Here is a 15,807-nt window from a genome sequence, read left to right on the forward strand (position 1 = left end):
TGGTAGTGAGGGTGCTCTTTGCGCCCCCTATCAAGTCAGGAGTCAGCCATCGTTTCCGAAAAATTCCTCCCCAGAGGGCGGCTAGGCCTTCTTGCGCTTCTATGCGTCCCTGCCCTGGGCATTGCACAAGAGGCACCACCCTTCCCGATACTGCTGCAACAGGCCATCACCACTGCTCCGATCCAACTGGAGCAAAGCGCGAATATCGCAGCACTGCGTTCGGACGCGGCCCAGGCGCGTGCTTGGATGAACCCGCGCATCGACGCCATCGCCGAGAACCTCTCCGCGCCGTCGCCGGACGGAACCAGCCAACGCCAGAACACGTACTCAGTCAGCCAGCCCTTGGAGCTGTTCGGCAAGCGTCAGGCGCGTCTCGATATGGCCGACCGCAATCTGGACCTAGCCACGATGCGTGGCCGCCAGGTTCGGGTGGTCTTCGCGGCCGAGCTGGCCGAAGCCTATGCCATCGCGGAAGCCGGGCTGTTGCGCAGCGTGCTGGCCTCGGAAGAACTGCAGCGCGCCAATGATGACCTGCGCGCCACGGTCGCACTGGTGAATGCCGGCAGGGAAGCCAATTTGCGTGCGGCACAGGCTCGTGCGAGTGTCGCCTCTGCCCTGGCCGCCGAACGCGCAGCCAGGGCAGACGCAGCGCAGGCCTTGGAGGCGCTGACCGCACTGTCTGGATCGCAAATCACTTTCACAGGCCTGGGAGGTACTCTGCTCGACGCACCGAGGACACCTTCGCAGAGTAACGCCACGGATGAGAGTCCGGCAGTGCTGGCCGCCCGGGCCGAGCGTGACGCGTTGCGCGCCCAAGTGGAGGTGGAGCGCAAGCGCACGCTGCCCGAGGTCAGCGTGATGGCTGGCACTCGCCGCTACGGCTTCTCCGATGCCACCGGCTACCAACTCGGCCTGAGTTTCAGTGTCCCGCTGTTCGACCGCAACACCCATGGGATCGATGCGTCCGAGCAAAGAGTCACCGCGGCCGAAGCCCGCCTGGATAACGCAAGGCTGCTGGCGCAGGCCCAGCGTCGCAGCGCGATCGTACAGGTCGAGGCTGCCGATCTCCGGCTGGCAGCCGCAAACGAAGGCCTGAATGCCGCCATGGAGGCCTATCGCCTGGGTCGTATCGGTTACGAGGCGGGTCGCACTTCGCTCGTCGAGCTCCTCGCGACCCGCCGCTCCCTGTCTGACGCCAATCTCGTGACGATTGAAGCCCGACTCGCGCGTGTCCGCGCTATTGCCCTGCTCGCACAGTCGGAGGGCCGACTTGCTTTCTCTGGAGAACAAACAAAATGAACGAACTTCGCAAGTCTCCGGCCTGGTTGCCGATCGCCGGAACAGCCGTGTTTGCCGCAGTCATCGGTTTCGGTGCGGCCAAGCTGTTGGCTCCCAAAGCTCCCCCTGCCGCGCAAGCAGAACAAGGGGAATCGAATCCCGCCGAGGCAACTGCCGGGGACCAGATCGTAAAGATCCCGGCCCAGTACTTGGCTGCTGCCCAGATTTCGGTGGAAGCGCTGCGCTCGGGCAGAGTGGCCTCAGAAGTGCTTGCCCCTGCAACGGTGGTAGCACCTCCCGGTAGCGAGGCCGTTATCGTGGCTCGAGCCGCCGGCATTCTGACAAAGATCGAAAAGCGGATTGGCGATACCGTGCGCGCGGGCGAGGTGCTGGCTGTCGTCGAGAGCATGCAGGCCGCCGCCATGGTGTCCGATATGCAGGTGGCGGAAACCCGTGCCGACGCTGCACGGCGCACCTTCGAGCGCGAGAAGAAGCTTTTCGAGGAAGGCATCACACCGCGGCAGGACATGGAAGCAGCCGAAGCCACACTGAATGTGACCAATGCTGAAGCTCGGCGTGCGATCAGTGTGGCGCGGGCAGCGCGCGTGACTGACGGTGGTCAAGCCATCACCGTCGTCAGCCCGATCACGGGACGGATCACTGCCCAGCGCAGTGTGCTGGGCACGAGTGTGACGCCTGATGCCGAGCTGTTCCGTGTGGTCGATACGAATTCCGTGCAGGTGGAAGCCTCCGTTACCGCCGCCGATACCCGCCGCATCGCAACCGGCGATCAGGCCACCATCATTTTCCGCTCCAGTGTCACTATCAACGCCCGTGTACGTTCCGTGACGCCCACGGTAACCGGTGATGCCCGCGCTGCGACCGTCTTGCTCGTGCCGGAAGGCCGCAGCAAGGAGCTTGTCATTGGTGAAGGCGTGCAGGTACGCCTGCATACGAGCGCGCAGGGCAGTGATGGCTTCATGGTTCCGGAAGATGCTATCCAGCGCATCGCCGGCCGCGACGCCATATTCGTACAGACCGCCGAGGGCTTCACGATCGTTCCCGTGTTGGTTGGTGTACGGAGCAATGGTGTTGCACAGATCATCTCCGGCGTCAAGGGTGACGAGCTGGTCGCCACGCGCAACGCTTTCTTGCTAAAGGCCGAGATGATCAAGCTCGGGGGAGACAAGGAATGATCGGCGATCTGATTCGATTTTCCGTCCGACAGCGTTGGTTGATCCTGTTCCTCACGCTGGTGGTCGCCAGTTTTGGTGCCTGGCACCTGTATCTGTTGCCTATCGACGTTACCCCGGACATCACGAACAAGCAGGTGCAGATCAACACCGTGTCTGCCACCCTGTCACCGGTCGAGATCGAGAAGCGGGTCACCTACCCCATTGAAACAGCCATGGCAGGCCTCAATGGCGTAGAGAACATTCGCTCCTTGTCCCGCAACGGTTTCAGCCAGGTCACCGTCATTTTTAAGGACAGCGCGGATCTCTACTTCATGCGCCAGCAGGTGAGCGAGCGCCTGGCTCAGGCGATGTCCGGCCTGCCTGAAGGCACTCAGCCGCGCCTGGGGCCGGTCTCGACGGGTCTGGGCGAGGTCGTCCACTACAGCGTCGAATTCAAGTACCCGGAGGGCAAAGGCGCCAAGATCGAGGACGGGAAACCCGGGTGGCAAAGCGACGGGAGTTTCCTGACCGAAGAAGGTGATCGTCTGAAAGACCAGATATCGAAGGCCGCCTACCTGCGCACGGTCCAGGACTGGATCATCCGTCCGCAGCTGCGCATCACCCCGGGGCTTGCCGATGTCGATTCGCTTGGTGGCTATGTCAAGGAGTATGTGATCGAGCCTGATGCGGCCAAACTGGCCGCACTGGGGATTTCTTATGCCGAACTTGGCACCGCGCTCGAGGACGCAAACGTCTCGGTCGGTGCCAACTTCATCCGCCGCTCGGGCGAGTCCTACCTGGTGCGTGCGGACGCTCGTATCCGTACGGTCGACGAGATCGCGAATGCGGTCGTCACGCAGCGCAAGGGCGTGTCGATCACGGTTTCCCAGGTCGCAAAAGTGACCATTGGCGGCGAGCTTCGCTCCGGTGCTGCCAGCCGCGATGGATATGAAACGGTCGTCGGAAGCGCCCTGATGCTCGTGGGTGCTAACAGCCGCACGGTCGCCAGCGCCGTGGTTGAACGACTGGAGGAGATCAAGAAGACGCTGCCGGCCGGCGTTGCGATCGTTCCGACGCTGGATCGCTCCCAGCTCGTCGTTGCCACCATCAAGACCGTCGCCAAGAATCTTTCCGAAGGCGCCATCTTGGTAGTCATCATCCTGTTCGCGATGCTCGGGAACTGGCGTGCCGCATTGATTGCAGCCCTGGTCATTCCCCTGTCGCTGCTGATCAGCGCCATCGGGATGAATGGCCTGAAGATATCCGGGAACTTGATGAGCCTGGGGGCGTTGGACTTCGGCCTCATCATCGACGGTGCGGTCATCATCGTGGAGAACGCGGTGCGACGACTGGCGGAACGGCAGCATCTTCTGCAGCGAGGCCTAACGCTTGGTGAGCGGCTGGAAGAGGTCACGGCCTCCTCCAAGGAAATGCTGGGTCCGACCGTCTTTGGGCAGATCGTAATTTTTCTCGTCTTCCTGCCGAGCCTGGCATTCCAGGGGGTCGAAGGCAAGATGTTCTCGCCGATGGCCATCACGCTCATGCTGGCTCTGGCCGCTGCGTTCGTCCTGTCCCTGACGTTTGTGCCGGCCATGATCGCCGTGCTGCTACGCAATCGCTTCGACGAGAAGGAAGTGCGCGTCATCGCTTTGACCAAGCAGCGCTACCTGCCGTGGCTGCACAAGGCGGTGGAGCAACCTCAACCGTTCATCGCTGCGGCGCTGGGCGTTCTGGTGGTGGCCGGCGTGACCTTCTCGTTCGTCGGCAAGGAGTTTATGCCCACCCTCGATGAGCAGAACCTGAACCTGTCCTCGGTCCGGATCCCGTCGACCTCGATTGACCAGTCGCACGCCCTGGACCTCCAAATCGAGCGAGCTGTCCTCACGTTGCCCGAAGTCAAGACTGTCTACTCGAAGGCCGGTACCGCCAGTCTGGCGGCCGATCCGATGCCGCCCAATGCCTCGGACAACTACATCATCCTGAAGCCGAAGGATGAGTGGCCCGAGGGCATCACCACCAAAGAGCAGGTCATCGAGCGCATTCGTGAGAAGACTGCGCCCGTGGTCGGCAACAACTACGATGTGACACAGCCGATCGAGATGCGATTCAACGAACTCATCGGCGGGGTCCGCAGCGACGTGGCAGTCAAGATCTACGGCGAAAACCTGGAGCAGTTGGTCGAAAGCGCCCAGAAGGTCGCGAACGTGCTGCGCAAGGTGCCTGGCGCCGCGGACGTGCGTTTTGCCCAGACAGCAGGCTTCCCGACTTTCGACATCGTGCTGGACCGCGCCGCCATTGCCCGCTACGGCCTGACAGTGCGCGAAGTAGCCGACACGATCTCCATGGCGCTCGCCGGTCGTCAGTCCGGACAGGTGTTCGAAGGGGATCGCCGTTTCGATGTAGTCGTGCGATTGCCGAACGAACAGCGCAACAACCTGGACCTGCTCGGTGCTCTGCCGGTGATGCTGCCGACTCAGGATGGGAAACCCCGTCTGTCGGTCCCGCTGCGCCAACTGGTGGAGTTCCGGTTCACGGAGGGCCTCTTCGAAGTCAGCCGCGACAACGGCAAGCGCCGGATCTATGTGGAAGCCAACGTGCAAGGTCGCGATCTTGGCGGCTTTGTGGCGGACGCTGCAGCCCTCATCGAGCAAGAGGTCAAGCTGCCTTCGGGCTCGTGGATTGAATGGGGCGGCCAGTTCCAGAACTTGCAGGCAGCAGCTGCACGTCTTTCTATCATCATCCCCGCCTGCTTCGTGCTCATCACAGCGGTCCTCTTCATTGCCATCGGCAATGCGGCCCTGACCCTGACTGTCCTCTCGGCGATTCCGCTGGCTCTGGCGGGTGGTGTTTTCGCTCTTGCCCTACGCGGCATACCGTTCTCCATCTCGGCGGTTGTCGGCTTCATTGCGGTCTCGGGCGTCGCCGTGCTGAACGGCCTCGTGCTGATCTCCGCGATCCGAAAACGCCTCGAGTCCGGTGCCTTGATAAATCAAGCCATCGTTGAAGGCGCCATGGAGCGTGTCCGCCCGGTTCTGATGACTGCGCTCGTCGCATCGCTGGGATTTGTGCCCATGGCCATCGGCTCCGGCACAGGTGCCGAGGTGCAAAGACCGTTGGCAACGGTAGTGATCGGCGGCTTGGTCACGGCAACCATACTCACGCTCTTCGTTCTGCCGGCACTGTGCGGAATCGTCCTGCGCATAGCGAGAAGAAGAAGCTGACCTTACCTAGCGTGACGACGGTCTGAATGAGACGCTGCATCAAAGGGTTACTTCATGCTTGATGTCTTGTCTAACAGAACCTACCGGCACTTGTTCCTTGCCCAGGTGATCGCCTTGCTCGGAACCGGTCTGGCCTCCGTGGCGCTCGCGCTGCTCGCCTTCGAGATCGCCGGGCCGCAAGCCGGTGCCGTGCTGGGTACAGCACTGGCGATCAAGATGGTGGCCTATGTGGGCGTGGCACCTGTGGTCGGCGCGTTTGCGAACCTGTTGCCGCGGCGCGCCTTCCTGGTTACCATGGATCTGATCAGGGCGGCCGTCGCCATCAGCCTGCCGTTTGTGACGCAGGTCTGGCAGATCTACGTACTGATCTTCATTCTTCAGTCCTGCTCGGCGGCCTTCACGCCCACGTTCCAGGCGACGATTCCGGACGTCCTCCCCGAGGAAAAGGACTATACGCGCGCCTTGGCGCTGTCCCGTGTCGCTTACGACACGGAAAGCCTCGTCAGCCCGGTCCTTGCGGCAGCGTTGCTGACCGCCATTAGCTTCCATTGGCTGTTCGGATTTACCGTGGTGGGTTTCCTGGTGTCTGCCCTGTTGGTCCTGTCCGTGAGGTTGCCCAGGCCTGCGGCACTCCAGCGCACAGGCGGCATTCTGGACAAGACCTTCCGGGGCGTCTCGATCTACCTGCGCACGCCGCGTCTGCGAGGACTGCTGGCACTCAATCTTGCCGCGGCAGCTGCCAGTTCTATGGTCATCGTCAACACGGTGGTCTATGTGCAAGCCAAGCTGGGCCGTCCCAGCGGGGATGTTGCAATAGCGCTGGCCTGCTTCGGTTTCGGGTCCATGGCCATCGCACTGCTGCTCCCCAGGCTTCTGGACCGCATGCCAGACCGCCGTCCGATGCTCGCTGGAGCGGTGATCATGACAGCGGGTCTTTTCTTTGGTGTGGGAATCAGTCAGGTCGCCTCCGGTTTGGAGTGGCCGCTCTTCCTTGGGCTCTTAATGATCCTCGGAGTCGGCTATTCGATGTTGCAGACTCCAAGTGGACGACTGCTACGCCGGTCCGCTTCGGCTGAAGACCGCCCCGCTGTCTTTGCGGCCCAGTTCTCGCTCACGCATGCCTGCTGGCTCCTGACGTATCCGATTGCTGGAGGCGTAGGAGTTATGGCTGGCATGCCAGCGACCTTTGCCGTACTGGCGTGCATCGCCTTAGTCGGCACCCTGCTCGCCCGAAAAGCCTGGCCGGAGGAAGAACTTTCCAGCCCGGCCTGACCCTTTCCTTCTGGTTGATTTTCTATGAAAACCTCTCTCTTATCGGTACTGGCAACGCGGAGGCTGGCAGGATGAATATCACCTTTGTGGTTCGCCGTTTTGGCCTCGTAGGCGGCATGGAGCGCTATGTTTGGGAAACAGTACTTGCTTTACGTGATAGAGGCCACCGGGTCACTGTTTTGTGTGAGCGCTGCCACGAGCCCTTGCCTTTTGGCATAGCGGTTGTCGAACTGGGGGAGTGTCTTGCTCGCCCGCGTTGGCTGGCCCTTTTACGCTTCAGCCGACGTGTTCGCGTGTGGCTTGACCGGCATCCAGACGCGACCCGTATCGTTCACAGTCACGAGCGCCTGGATAGCCATCACCTCACGACCTGGCATGGGCAGCCCTTTGCCACGATTTTTGAGCGACCCTGGTGGCGCTGGCTGGCCCTGCGCGTGCGCATGCAGCTCTACCTGGAGAAGCGCGAGCTATCCGTGCCCAAGCGCGTCGTACCAGTCTCGCGCCTCATTGAACGGCAGGTTACCCATTACTACCCGTGGGTGGCACCCAAGATGACTAGGCCGGTCCTGCCAGCGGTCAAGCCTGGAGCGTAGAGGATCCATCGACATGTGCCGGCGGATGGCGGCGTGGTTGGCTTTGTCGGCAAGGAGTGGAACCGCAAAGGCCTTCCTCTTGCCGTAGAAGCGATGGCCCTGTTGCGGCATAAGCGCCCGTTTTTGGAGTTTCGTGTGATCGGAGCTGATCCAGCCGCTGTGCAGCACCTGTTTGCCGACTGGACCACGGGCTACAGCTTGACCCCCTGGTCAGGTGAGGTCCCCTATCCCGAACTAGATATTCTGCTGCATCCTGCGCGGGCCGAACCTTTAGGCATGGTGATCACCGAGGCGATGTCGGCTAGGCTGCCAGTGGTGGTGTCGGATGTTTGCGGAGCGGCTGAGGAGGTGTCCACTGAGGCCGGGAGCGTCCTGTCGCTCGATAAGTCGGTGCAGGATTGGGCTGATGCCGTTGATCGTCTACTGGAGCGCCGCACACCTGCGCCATCCTATGTGCGAGGCTGGGAGCAGGTTGCGGGTGAGTATGAAGACATCTACGCCGATCTGCAGGGAGAGCGTTCATAAAGCTTCGATTATCGCCACGAATACTTGACTGTGCGAAGTATTCAGAGGCATCACTGATGCCAGTTCGAGCCAGTGACTGGCTCGGGTTGGTTCCCTGACGAAGGGGGCAATCGGAGAGGATGCTCTCTTTTTCAGAGGCTCTGAGTGTTTCGTGCGCACAGATCGGCGAGCGCATCAACGACGGGCGTTGAGGTTTCCGGAGAGTCTTCTCAAAGTCGCGGGAATGCGGAGGTTGACCATGTCGCTATTGCGCGCGTCACATCTCCTTCTTGTCACCTCAGTTTCTGAATCAAGCGAACGTACACCAGCTCACTCAAGAGTTCCACCAGTGTCTGCGTGACGATAACGGTCGGCAGAATGGGTATGGCTCCTGGCACGGAGAGCGCAAGTGGCAGGACGACCAGTGAGTTGCGGGTGCCGGTACTGAAGGCAACGGCGCATCCGGCTGCGGCATCCAGCCCAAACATGCGCCCCACCAACCAGCCAAGCAGGGGTGCCAGGACAGCAAACGCTAAGTAGATCGGCACCACGCGCAAAGCGGAGCCAGCTGCGGGGCCGGCACCATCGCTGCAACGACGACGAAGAGCACCACCGCTGTTGCTGGTACTGGAAGCAGCCCCAACAAGGCAGAGGCGCGGACTCCGCTTTCACTCCTGTCAGCCCACAGCTGGGTCAAGGCCGCCAGCACCAGTGGCACCGCGATCAGCCACAGGAATGCGTGAATGAAAGGCCCCGCCTTGACCAAGCGGGCCGCATCTTCGCCGAGGAACAGACCCAGGTATCCAGGCAACAGAATCATCTGTGTGATGAGCAAGGCAGGCGTCGCCGCCAGCAGCAGGCGCGCGTCAGCGCGGCCGAGGTGGGCGAACGTGACCACATAGTCAATGCATGGCGTGAGCAGGACCAGCAGCACACCCAGCCTTAGCATGGGATCCACCGGCAGGAACTGAATCAGACCAGCGACCAGCAGCGGAATGATAACGAAGTTGGCTACCAGCAGCGCAGAAAGAAACCGAACCTGACCAAACGCGCGCCTGAGTTCCGCGACTGGGACCTGCAGGAACGTGACGTACAACATCAGCGCAAGGGCTGGATTGATGGCTCCTTCAAGCACCGCGGTGCCTGAGATGGTCAAGGCCACAACAGTCGCGATCACAACCGCCACGAAATAAATCGAAACCTGATGCCGTTCAAGCGCATCTCTTATGTTTTGCATATTCTGTGGTTCTCGGATCGGGCCATGCAATGGCGCCGCTGCCCAGTGGGCGGCCTGCGCAGCAGGCCATAGTATCTTAGTGCCCCGCTGAAAGCTTGTTTGAGACCCCAAGACGATGGAAGCCCTCATCCTGAGGTGGCAAGACTAACCCGCCGGTTTGAGCAGATTCTTCACGGCATTCCCCCAACCGGAGCCTTGGAGCTCGCGAGCTGTTACCCATGAAGATGGGATCGCCAGCCGCTTACTCCTTATCGACTGTTTTTCGGGCAACAGCTCCCGCTTTTGCAGAAAGTTTGGCGATCTTGCGGTGCTTCGGTCGTCAACGGGAGCCCAGTATGGCGGGCAGGGCGGCATTCGGCGCACCCGTACGCATCTGTACTACACCATTCACATCACGCCAGACCATTGCGGGAGTGGCCTGCAGGCCAAGAGACGCCATGAGGTTCTCATTCGCATCAAGCTTGGCGCGAATATCGGAAGGGATCTTCTCTAGCGGTTTGAGGCCGGCATCACCCAGGGGCCGGACACGGCCGGATGCAATGGTCTTGCTGTTCTGGGACATGTGCCCTCGTTCGTAGGCGTCCAGAGCGGTGGCTGGGTTTTTGTCCGCCAGCAGGGCCGCCGCTTTCCCGCCGCTGGTCGGCGTGAGAATGCCCACCATCACGTGGCGCAGCAGCACCTTGCCACTGTCTACCCAAGGCCGCGCATCCGCCCAGAATTTGTTGCAGTACGGGCAATTGGGGTCCGTGAAGACGTAGACGGTGCGCGGCGCTCCTTTCTTGCCGTCCTCGATGTAGTGGCTGGACTCCAACCGGTTCCAGATACCGGCGGTCATGGGCTCCCGAACTGCCTTCTCAAGCGCAACTTCGGCCACTTCGTTACCTTCAGCATCCAGCAGGGTTCCAGCGATGACGTGCTTTCCGTCCGGCGTGACAAAGAGCGAGACTCTGCGTTGCCCGATGAACCCGGCCCAGGCCGTGAGGCCGCCAGGTGCAGGAAATGTCCCGACGATGGTGACGCCCTGCTGCTCCAGTGCCTGGAGCGCGGCAGGCCGATTGGGGGCGGCAACCACGACGATTGGGGTGAGGACGGCGACAGCGCTGAGGGCGGCAAGTGGCAGGCGTGAGAGCTTCAGTTTCATAGGCGGGGTGTGGTGGACGGGTAAAGGGTGGCGAGACGCTCAGCTAGCGAGGCTTCGGACAGTTCTCCAAGGCGAGTATCGACAAGGCGGCCACGAGCATCGAAGAAAAGAGTCGTCGGCAAGGCCCGGTGGCCCAGTAGAGAGCCGGCTTCGCTGCGCGTGTCTAGCAGAACGTTGCGTAAATTTAGTTTGCTGGCGTCGAGGTATTCCAAAACCCTTTGCGGCGACTCACCCTGGTTCAGGAAGATGAAGTGGAACTCAGGATGAGCGGCCTGAGCTTGTTGCAGCATCGGCATTTCGCGTTGGCATGGTGGGCACCAAGTGGCCCACAGGTTGACGACCGTGGGCTTGCCTTCGAAAGAAGAAAGTGCCACTGTTGAACCATGGACTGAAACTAGCGACAGGCTTGGCATACGCACTTCGCTGGGCGAGCCAGCGCCAAGAACCAGTGCGCCTGCGAACCAGACGGCCGCGCCCGTGCCAAGCGCTATGATCAAAGGTTTGCGTATAGCCGCACGGCGACTCAGTTGCTCGCCAGCGTAGGCCATGGCTGCGCCCAGCCCTACCAAGGCATTCCAACCGCCATCACGGATGTTCAGGATGTCGAGCGGCGACTTCATGTAGACATCGTAGAACTGCAGCACGAAGGCAGCACGTGCCGCTACGAGGGCGATAACAAGCATACGCAACAACTGACGCTCGATGTCAACGGCGCTTTCGCGGCCAGCGCGGCGGCCAGCGAAGGTTGCCAGCATGTAGGATGCGATCGCCAGCAGCAGCGGGACGGACAGGACCAGCGGTCCGAGGGTAACGTTCTGGGTCATGAGCTGCCACCTTTCGCCGCGATGTGCTGCAGCAGTGTTTCCGGGGCGAACTCGCCGACCAGCCGCTGCTCGCGCTGTTCCTGCCCGCGTTGGTCGAACAGCAGTAACGTGGGCGGCCCCATCACTTGGTAATTCCGCATGTAGGCGCGTTGGGCGGCGTCGCTGCGCGTGACATCGGCACGCAGCAGCACGAAGCTCTCAAGCGCTTTATCGACTCTCGGATCGCCAAAGACCTCGTGTTCGATGGTCTTGCAGGAGGTGCACCAGTCGGCGGAGAATTCCACGAGTGCTGGCCGCCCCCCTGCTGCAGCTGCGTCCAGCCGCGCCTGGAGAAGTGCGGGGTCCTGAATAATCTCGAACTTGCTCGCCATTGCTGATGTAGAAGCCGAAGCAGAGGCTTTCAACAGCGAGTCCAGCGGTCGGACTGGATCGCTCGCCCCAGCGGCCGCTCCGAGCACCATGGCTGCGCCCCAGAGCCCTGCGACGGCCGCAACACTGCGCGCTAGGAGAGGTCTTGCCACCAAAACATCCGTCGCCGCGCCGGCGGTCGCTGCCCACAGCGAGAGGGCCACTGCGATGAGTAGAGCCCCCCATAGCAGCACCGTCAAGGAGGACGGTAGTACGCGATCCGCCATCCAGACAGCTACGGCAAGCAGCAAGAACCCGAAAGCCGCTTTTATTCGGTTCATCCAGCTTCCTGGCCGTGGTAGCCAGCGGGCACCCATCGTGCTGATCACCACCAACGGCACGCCCATGCCAAGACCCAACACAAACAACAGCATTACCCCTTCCGCAGTGCGGCCGCCCTGAGCAATGTACAGCAAGGTGCCAGCGAGGGGCGCAGTCATGCACGGGCCCACCAAGACGGCGGAAAGCACGCCCATAGTGGCGGCACCGGCCAGGCTGCCGCCCCGCGCTGAAGACCGTGCCAGTCGGTTGCGCAGAAAGGCAGGCAACTGCAGCTCGTAGAAGCCGAACATCGAGAGAGCCAGTACCACAAACACGACGGAAAAGGACAGCACGGTCCACGGACTCTGGAGCATCGCTTGCAGGCTTGCGCCCGCCAGCGCGGCGAGCATACCGAGCCCAGCGTAGACCGCCGCCATCGGGACCACAAACGCCAGCGACAGAAACAGCCCGCGCTGAGGCGTAGCTCCGCTGCCGATCACGATACTGGAGAGAATTGGAACCATTGGCAGCACGCAAGGTGTAAACGCAAGGGCGATGCCTAATACAAAAAAGAGCGGCACAGTCCACAGCAGCGAACGTTCATTGAGTATGCGATTGAATTGGGTATCGCTGCCCAGCCCTGCGGTAACTGCGGGCGCCGCCGTCTTTGGGGCCAGGGCAGCAGTTGCGGCGCTTACCGGCGAAGCGCTGGCGAGGGCAATTGCGCGCTTCTCCGGCGGATAGCACAGCCCGTCTTCCGCGCATCCTTGCCAGGTGACATCCAGCCTCTTGGCTGCGCCGGCATCGACCTGGACGCCGACTTCTGTGCGGTACACTTCAACCGCGCCAAAATTGGGGTCTTCCTTGGACTCCCCAGCTGGACGCGTCACAGTACCGACGCCCTGGCCGTTGACGCCGATGCGGTCGCGGTACAGGTAGTATCCTGGCGCAATCTTCCATTGAAGGTTGATCGCCTTATCCTCCCCCGTCTCCTGTACGCTCAACTGGAAAGCCTGTTCTGGCTCCAGGAAACGAGGTTCTCCCAGGGTCGGGAGGTGCACCAGCAGCCCGGCGAGAAAAATGGGCCAGATCGGGAACTGTTTCAGCCTTAGGGCTTCAAATAGTCTTTTCATGCGCCTTTGCCTTTCGTGTCGCGCCATTGTGGAGTGCTGCGATTAAGGCGGCATTACGGCTCCTACCATGCACCTCCTCCTAATTGAAGACGACGCGCTTGTCGCACATGGCGTGCTTGCCGGACTTCGCCTACATGGGTTCACCACATACCATGCGGATAGCGCCCAAGCAGCCGAAGCCGCTTTCGCCGCAGGCGAATTCGACCTTGTCATACTGGACCTTGGGTTGCCGGATGCCGACGGAATGGACTTGCTGGCACGGTGCCGCTCGCGTGGACTGCAGATGCCGATGTTGGTGCTAACCGCCCGTGACGCCACATCCGACCGGGTCCGCGGTTTGCGACTTGGGGCGGACGACTACCTGCTCAAGCCTTTCGATCTCAACGAGTTGGTGGCAAGGCTGCATGCACTGTTGCGGCGTGCAGCCGGTCGGAGCACAGACAGCATCGTGCACGGAGCTTTGACCTTCGAGTCGGGTTCCGGCCTCGCTTGGCTCAACGGAAAGCCCGTGGAGCTCACGCGCCGAGAGCGCACGCTGCTCGCCACCTTGCTGCAGCACCCTCGGCAGGCGCTGAGTGCGGCGCAATTGCGCGACCGCCTTTACGGCTTAGACCAGGACGTGGAAAGCAATGCCGTCAACGTGCATATTCACCATCTACGGCGTAAGCTTGGCAATGGCATCGTCGAAACCGTGCGCGGCCTGGGGTACCGGCTGGGAAGCGCATGAACAGCCTGCGCCTTCGTCTTCTGACGATCATCGGCACCTCGCTGATTGCCATCTGGAGTGTCGTGGCTGCCTGGATGATAGCGGGGCTGCATGACGAACTACGAACGGCGATGGACGATCGCTTGGCCGCTTCCGCCCGCATGGTAGCTGGACTGGCGGCGCAATTTCCTTCCGCGACGCTGGCCGCAGGGGTACCGGCCGCGCCACTGCTCGACGTCGTCGCGCGCGACGGTCTCGCCTGCGAAGTGAGCGTGCTGCGCGGTGAGGTGAGTATGCAAAAAGTTGCCCGAACCGCTTCTAGTCCTGCTATGGACGATGTCGCCTCCGGTTACAGCACGCGTGTGTTCGGCGGCAAGTTTTGGCGAACCTACGTGCTGCGTCAGGGCGGCCTACGCATTGCCACAGCCGAAAGGATCGAACTGAGGGAGTCGATGTTGCGTAACGTGGCGCTTACCACCGCCATCCCCTTCGGAGTTGCGCTCGTGGGGACACTGCTGGCTCTCTGGTTTGGCATTGGAGGCGGGCTGGCGCCGCTGGAGCGCATGCGCAGCGTGCTCGCCGCGCGTAAGCCGGATGACGATACTCCGCTGCCTCAGGTGCAGGTACCTCGGGAACTGACGCCCCTGGTTGCGACTATCGGAAGTCTTCTCCATCGGGTCCGTAGCATGATTGCTCGGGAGCGCCGCTTTAGCGATGATGCGGCACACGAGTTGCGGACGCCGCTCACTGCGGTGAAAACGCACTTGCAGGTGTTGCGGTTGGCGCTCGGGCGTACTGATAACAGTGAGGTGTCGAACGCACTTGCGCACGCAGATGAGGGCGTGCTTCGTATGCAGCGCACCTTGGAACAGCTCTTGCTGCTTGCGCGGTTGGAAGGTCCTCGGGATTCGGAGTCGTGGCCAAAGAGCGATCCAATGGCGGCTGCCCGACAGGCAGTGAGTGAGATCGAAGCCTCGCGGGAGTGCCGAGGGCAGGTCAATCTGGAAGTAAACCAGGATCCGGGAAAAGTGGCGATTCCTGACACCTTGCTGGTCTCTGCCCTGCGCAACTTGCTGGAGAACGCATTGCAGGCTTCTGCCTCTGGGGGCGCCGTGGAACTGCGCATCCAGCGGTTGGATAACGATTGCTTTCGATTCCAGGTCTTGGACCGTGGGTGCGGCATGAGTGAGGCAGAATGTGCCATGGCGACAAGCCGTTTCTGGCGTCGTAATAAGTCAGGGCAGGGTAGCGGCCTGGGGCTGTCGATCGTAAATGGCATTGCCAGACGCTATGGGGGCGAATTACGCCTTGTGCCACGGCAAGGCGGTGGGCTGTGCGCGAACTTCACCCTGCCTATTGCGGCTTATTGAGAACTACCTAATCCATGCCTGCATAGACGCGACGCTCGGCCAACTCTGGTTGGCATACGAGATGTTGGCGTCGGAGAGGACTTCTATTCGAAGTTGACTGCGGACGGAACGAAGAGCCTCGACGAACTCATCACGGCCATCGAACGTGGTGCACTTGAAGACCTGTACGTCGTCAAGAGCGCACATGTCGGCGACAGTATCGACTCCGGTATTGCTGTGCGCCTCATAGCGCACTTGACGGTGCGAACAACCCTCCAACGCACTGCGAGCCAGATCGTGCCCGGCGACGTGCTGCTGCAGCCGGGCGACTAGGTCGCCGCCGACCTGCGCCTGTTCGACGTCAACGGCCTGAGCATTGACGAATCCGTGCTCACCGGCGAGTCTCTGCCCAGCACCAAGCAGACAGCGCCCAGTCACCGCCATCATGATGTTCCAGTCCCTCTACTTGCTGCACTGCCGCGCGCTGACCCAGGGCCTGCGGCACATCGGCCTGTTCAACAACCGCTGGGTTCCCGTGGGCATCCTGGCCTGTCTGGCCCTGCAACTGGCCTTCGTCTAACTGGCACTCTTCAACGACCTGTTCCACACCCATCCCCTCGATGCGGACGACTGGCTGCTGGCCGCGCTCATTGCCGTGCTGGGGACCGCCGTGATCTCGCTGGAGAAGCGCCTCTGGCGCGGCCG

13 protein-coding genes and 1 pseudogene are annotated in these 15,807 nt (G+C 61.6%); 9 read left to right on the top strand and 5 right to left on the bottom strand.

Annotated elements, in window-relative coordinates:
- Nucleotides 1-48: 48 nt before the first annotated feature.
- The 6 genes from HTY51_RS00980 (at nucleotide 49) to HTY51_RS18490 (ending at nucleotide 8,064) form a co-directional block, all read left to right on the top strand.
- Entirely contained in the window at nucleotides 49-1,299 is a 1,251-nt protein-coding gene (locus HTY51_RS00980) for a TolC family protein (RefSeq protein ID WP_174254115.1), read from the top strand.
- Nucleotides 1,296-2,474 carry an efflux RND transporter periplasmic adaptor subunit gene (locus HTY51_RS00985; protein WP_174250979.1) on the top strand — a complete coding sequence of 393 codons (1,179 nt, stop codon included), beginning with the start codon at nucleotides 1,296-1,298 and terminating at the stop codon, nucleotides 2,472-2,474. Before HTY51_RS00980 ends, HTY51_RS00985 begins: the two co-directional genes overlap by 4 nt.
- Nucleotides 2,471-5,674 carry a CusA/CzcA family heavy metal efflux RND transporter gene (locus tag HTY51_RS00990; protein WP_174250980.1) on the top strand — a complete coding sequence of 1,068 codons (3,204 nt, stop codon included), beginning with the start codon at nucleotides 2,471-2,473 and terminating at the stop codon, nucleotides 5,672-5,674. Before HTY51_RS00985 ends, HTY51_RS00990 begins: the two co-directional genes overlap by 4 nt.
- 54 nt (nucleotides 5,675-5,728) lie before the next feature.
- Nucleotides 5,729-6,946, top strand: a complete 1,218-nt coding sequence (locus HTY51_RS00995) for an MFS transporter (RefSeq protein ID WP_174250981.1) — start codon at nucleotides 5,729-5,731, stop codon at nucleotides 6,944-6,946.
- Between the two features lie 71 nt (nucleotides 6,947-7,017).
- Nucleotides 7,018-7,539, top strand: a complete 522-nt coding sequence (locus HTY51_RS18485) for a glycosyltransferase family 4 protein (protein ID WP_217448224.1) — start codon at nucleotides 7,018-7,020, stop codon at nucleotides 7,537-7,539.
- 33 nt (nucleotides 7,540-7,572) lie between these two features.
- Entirely contained in the window at nucleotides 7,573-8,064 is a 492-nt protein-coding gene (locus HTY51_RS18490; protein WP_217448225.1) for a glycosyltransferase family 4 protein, read from the top strand.
- Nucleotides 8,065-8,336: 272 nt separating this feature from the next.
- Here the strand turns inward: HTY51_RS18490 and HTY51_RS01005 are convergent.
- The 4 genes and pseudogenes from HTY51_RS01005 to dsbD all read right to left on the bottom strand — a co-directional run bounded on the left by HTY51_RS01005 (nucleotide 8,337) and on the right by dsbD (nucleotide 13,047).
- A pseudogene (locus HTY51_RS01005) lies at nucleotides 8,337-9,280 on the bottom strand (arsenic resistance protein).
- Between the two features lie 319 nt (nucleotides 9,281-9,599).
- A complete protein-coding gene (dsbG, locus tag HTY51_RS01010) occupies nucleotides 9,600-10,421 on the bottom strand; it encodes a thiol:disulfide interchange protein DsbG (RefSeq protein ID WP_174250982.1) in 822 nt (273 codons plus the stop codon).
- A complete protein-coding gene (locus HTY51_RS01015; RefSeq protein ID WP_174250983.1) occupies nucleotides 10,418-11,245 on the bottom strand; it encodes a TlpA disulfide reductase family protein in 828 nt (275 codons plus the stop codon). Before HTY51_RS01015 ends, dsbG begins: the two co-directional genes overlap by 4 nt.
- Nucleotides 11,242-13,047 carry a protein-disulfide reductase DsbD gene (gene dsbD, locus HTY51_RS01020; protein WP_174250984.1) on the bottom strand — a complete coding sequence of 602 codons (1,806 nt, stop codon included), beginning with the start codon at nucleotides 13,045-13,047 and terminating at the stop codon, nucleotides 11,242-11,244. Before dsbD ends, HTY51_RS01015 begins: the two co-directional genes overlap by 4 nt.
- Nucleotides 13,048-13,114: 67 nt before the next feature.
- Here dsbD and HTY51_RS01025 point away from each other — a divergent pair, with 67 nt between their 5' ends.
- Together HTY51_RS01025 and HTY51_RS01030 are read left to right on the top strand one after the other, a co-directional pair.
- The gene (locus HTY51_RS01025; RefSeq protein ID WP_174250985.1) at nucleotides 13,115-13,774 is read left to right on the top strand and encodes a response regulator transcription factor; all 660 of its coding nucleotides are present in this window, start codon (nucleotides 13,115-13,117) and stop codon (nucleotides 13,772-13,774) included.
- The gene (locus HTY51_RS01030) at nucleotides 13,771-15,123 is read left to right on the top strand and encodes an ATP-binding protein (RefSeq protein ID WP_174250986.1); all 1,353 of its coding nucleotides are present in this window, start codon (nucleotides 13,771-13,773) and stop codon (nucleotides 15,121-15,123) included. The genes HTY51_RS01025 and HTY51_RS01030 overlap by 4 nt, the downstream gene beginning before the upstream one ends.
- 3 nt (nucleotides 15,124-15,126) lie before the next feature.
- On the opposite strand, the gene HTY51_RS01035 is transcribed toward HTY51_RS01030, so the two are convergent.
- Nucleotides 15,127-15,549 carry a hypothetical protein gene (locus tag HTY51_RS01035; RefSeq protein WP_174250987.1) on the bottom strand — a complete coding sequence of 141 codons (423 nt, stop codon included), beginning with the start codon at nucleotides 15,547-15,549 and terminating at the stop codon, nucleotides 15,127-15,129.
- Here HTY51_RS01035 and HTY51_RS18715 point away from each other — a divergent pair.
- Nucleotides 15,548-15,682, top strand: coding sequence for a hypothetical protein (locus tag HTY51_RS18715; RefSeq protein WP_256406525.1), 135 nt, complete (start codon nucleotides 15,548-15,550; stop codon nucleotides 15,680-15,682). The genes HTY51_RS01035 and HTY51_RS18715 overlap by 2 nt on opposite strands.
- The last annotated feature ends 125 nt before the right edge of the window (nucleotides 15,683-15,807 follow it).

It is taken from the genome of Rhodoferax sp. BAB1 (assembly GCF_013334205.1).
Classification (GTDB): Bacteria; Pseudomonadota; Gammaproteobacteria; order Burkholderiales; family Burkholderiaceae_C; genus Hylemonella.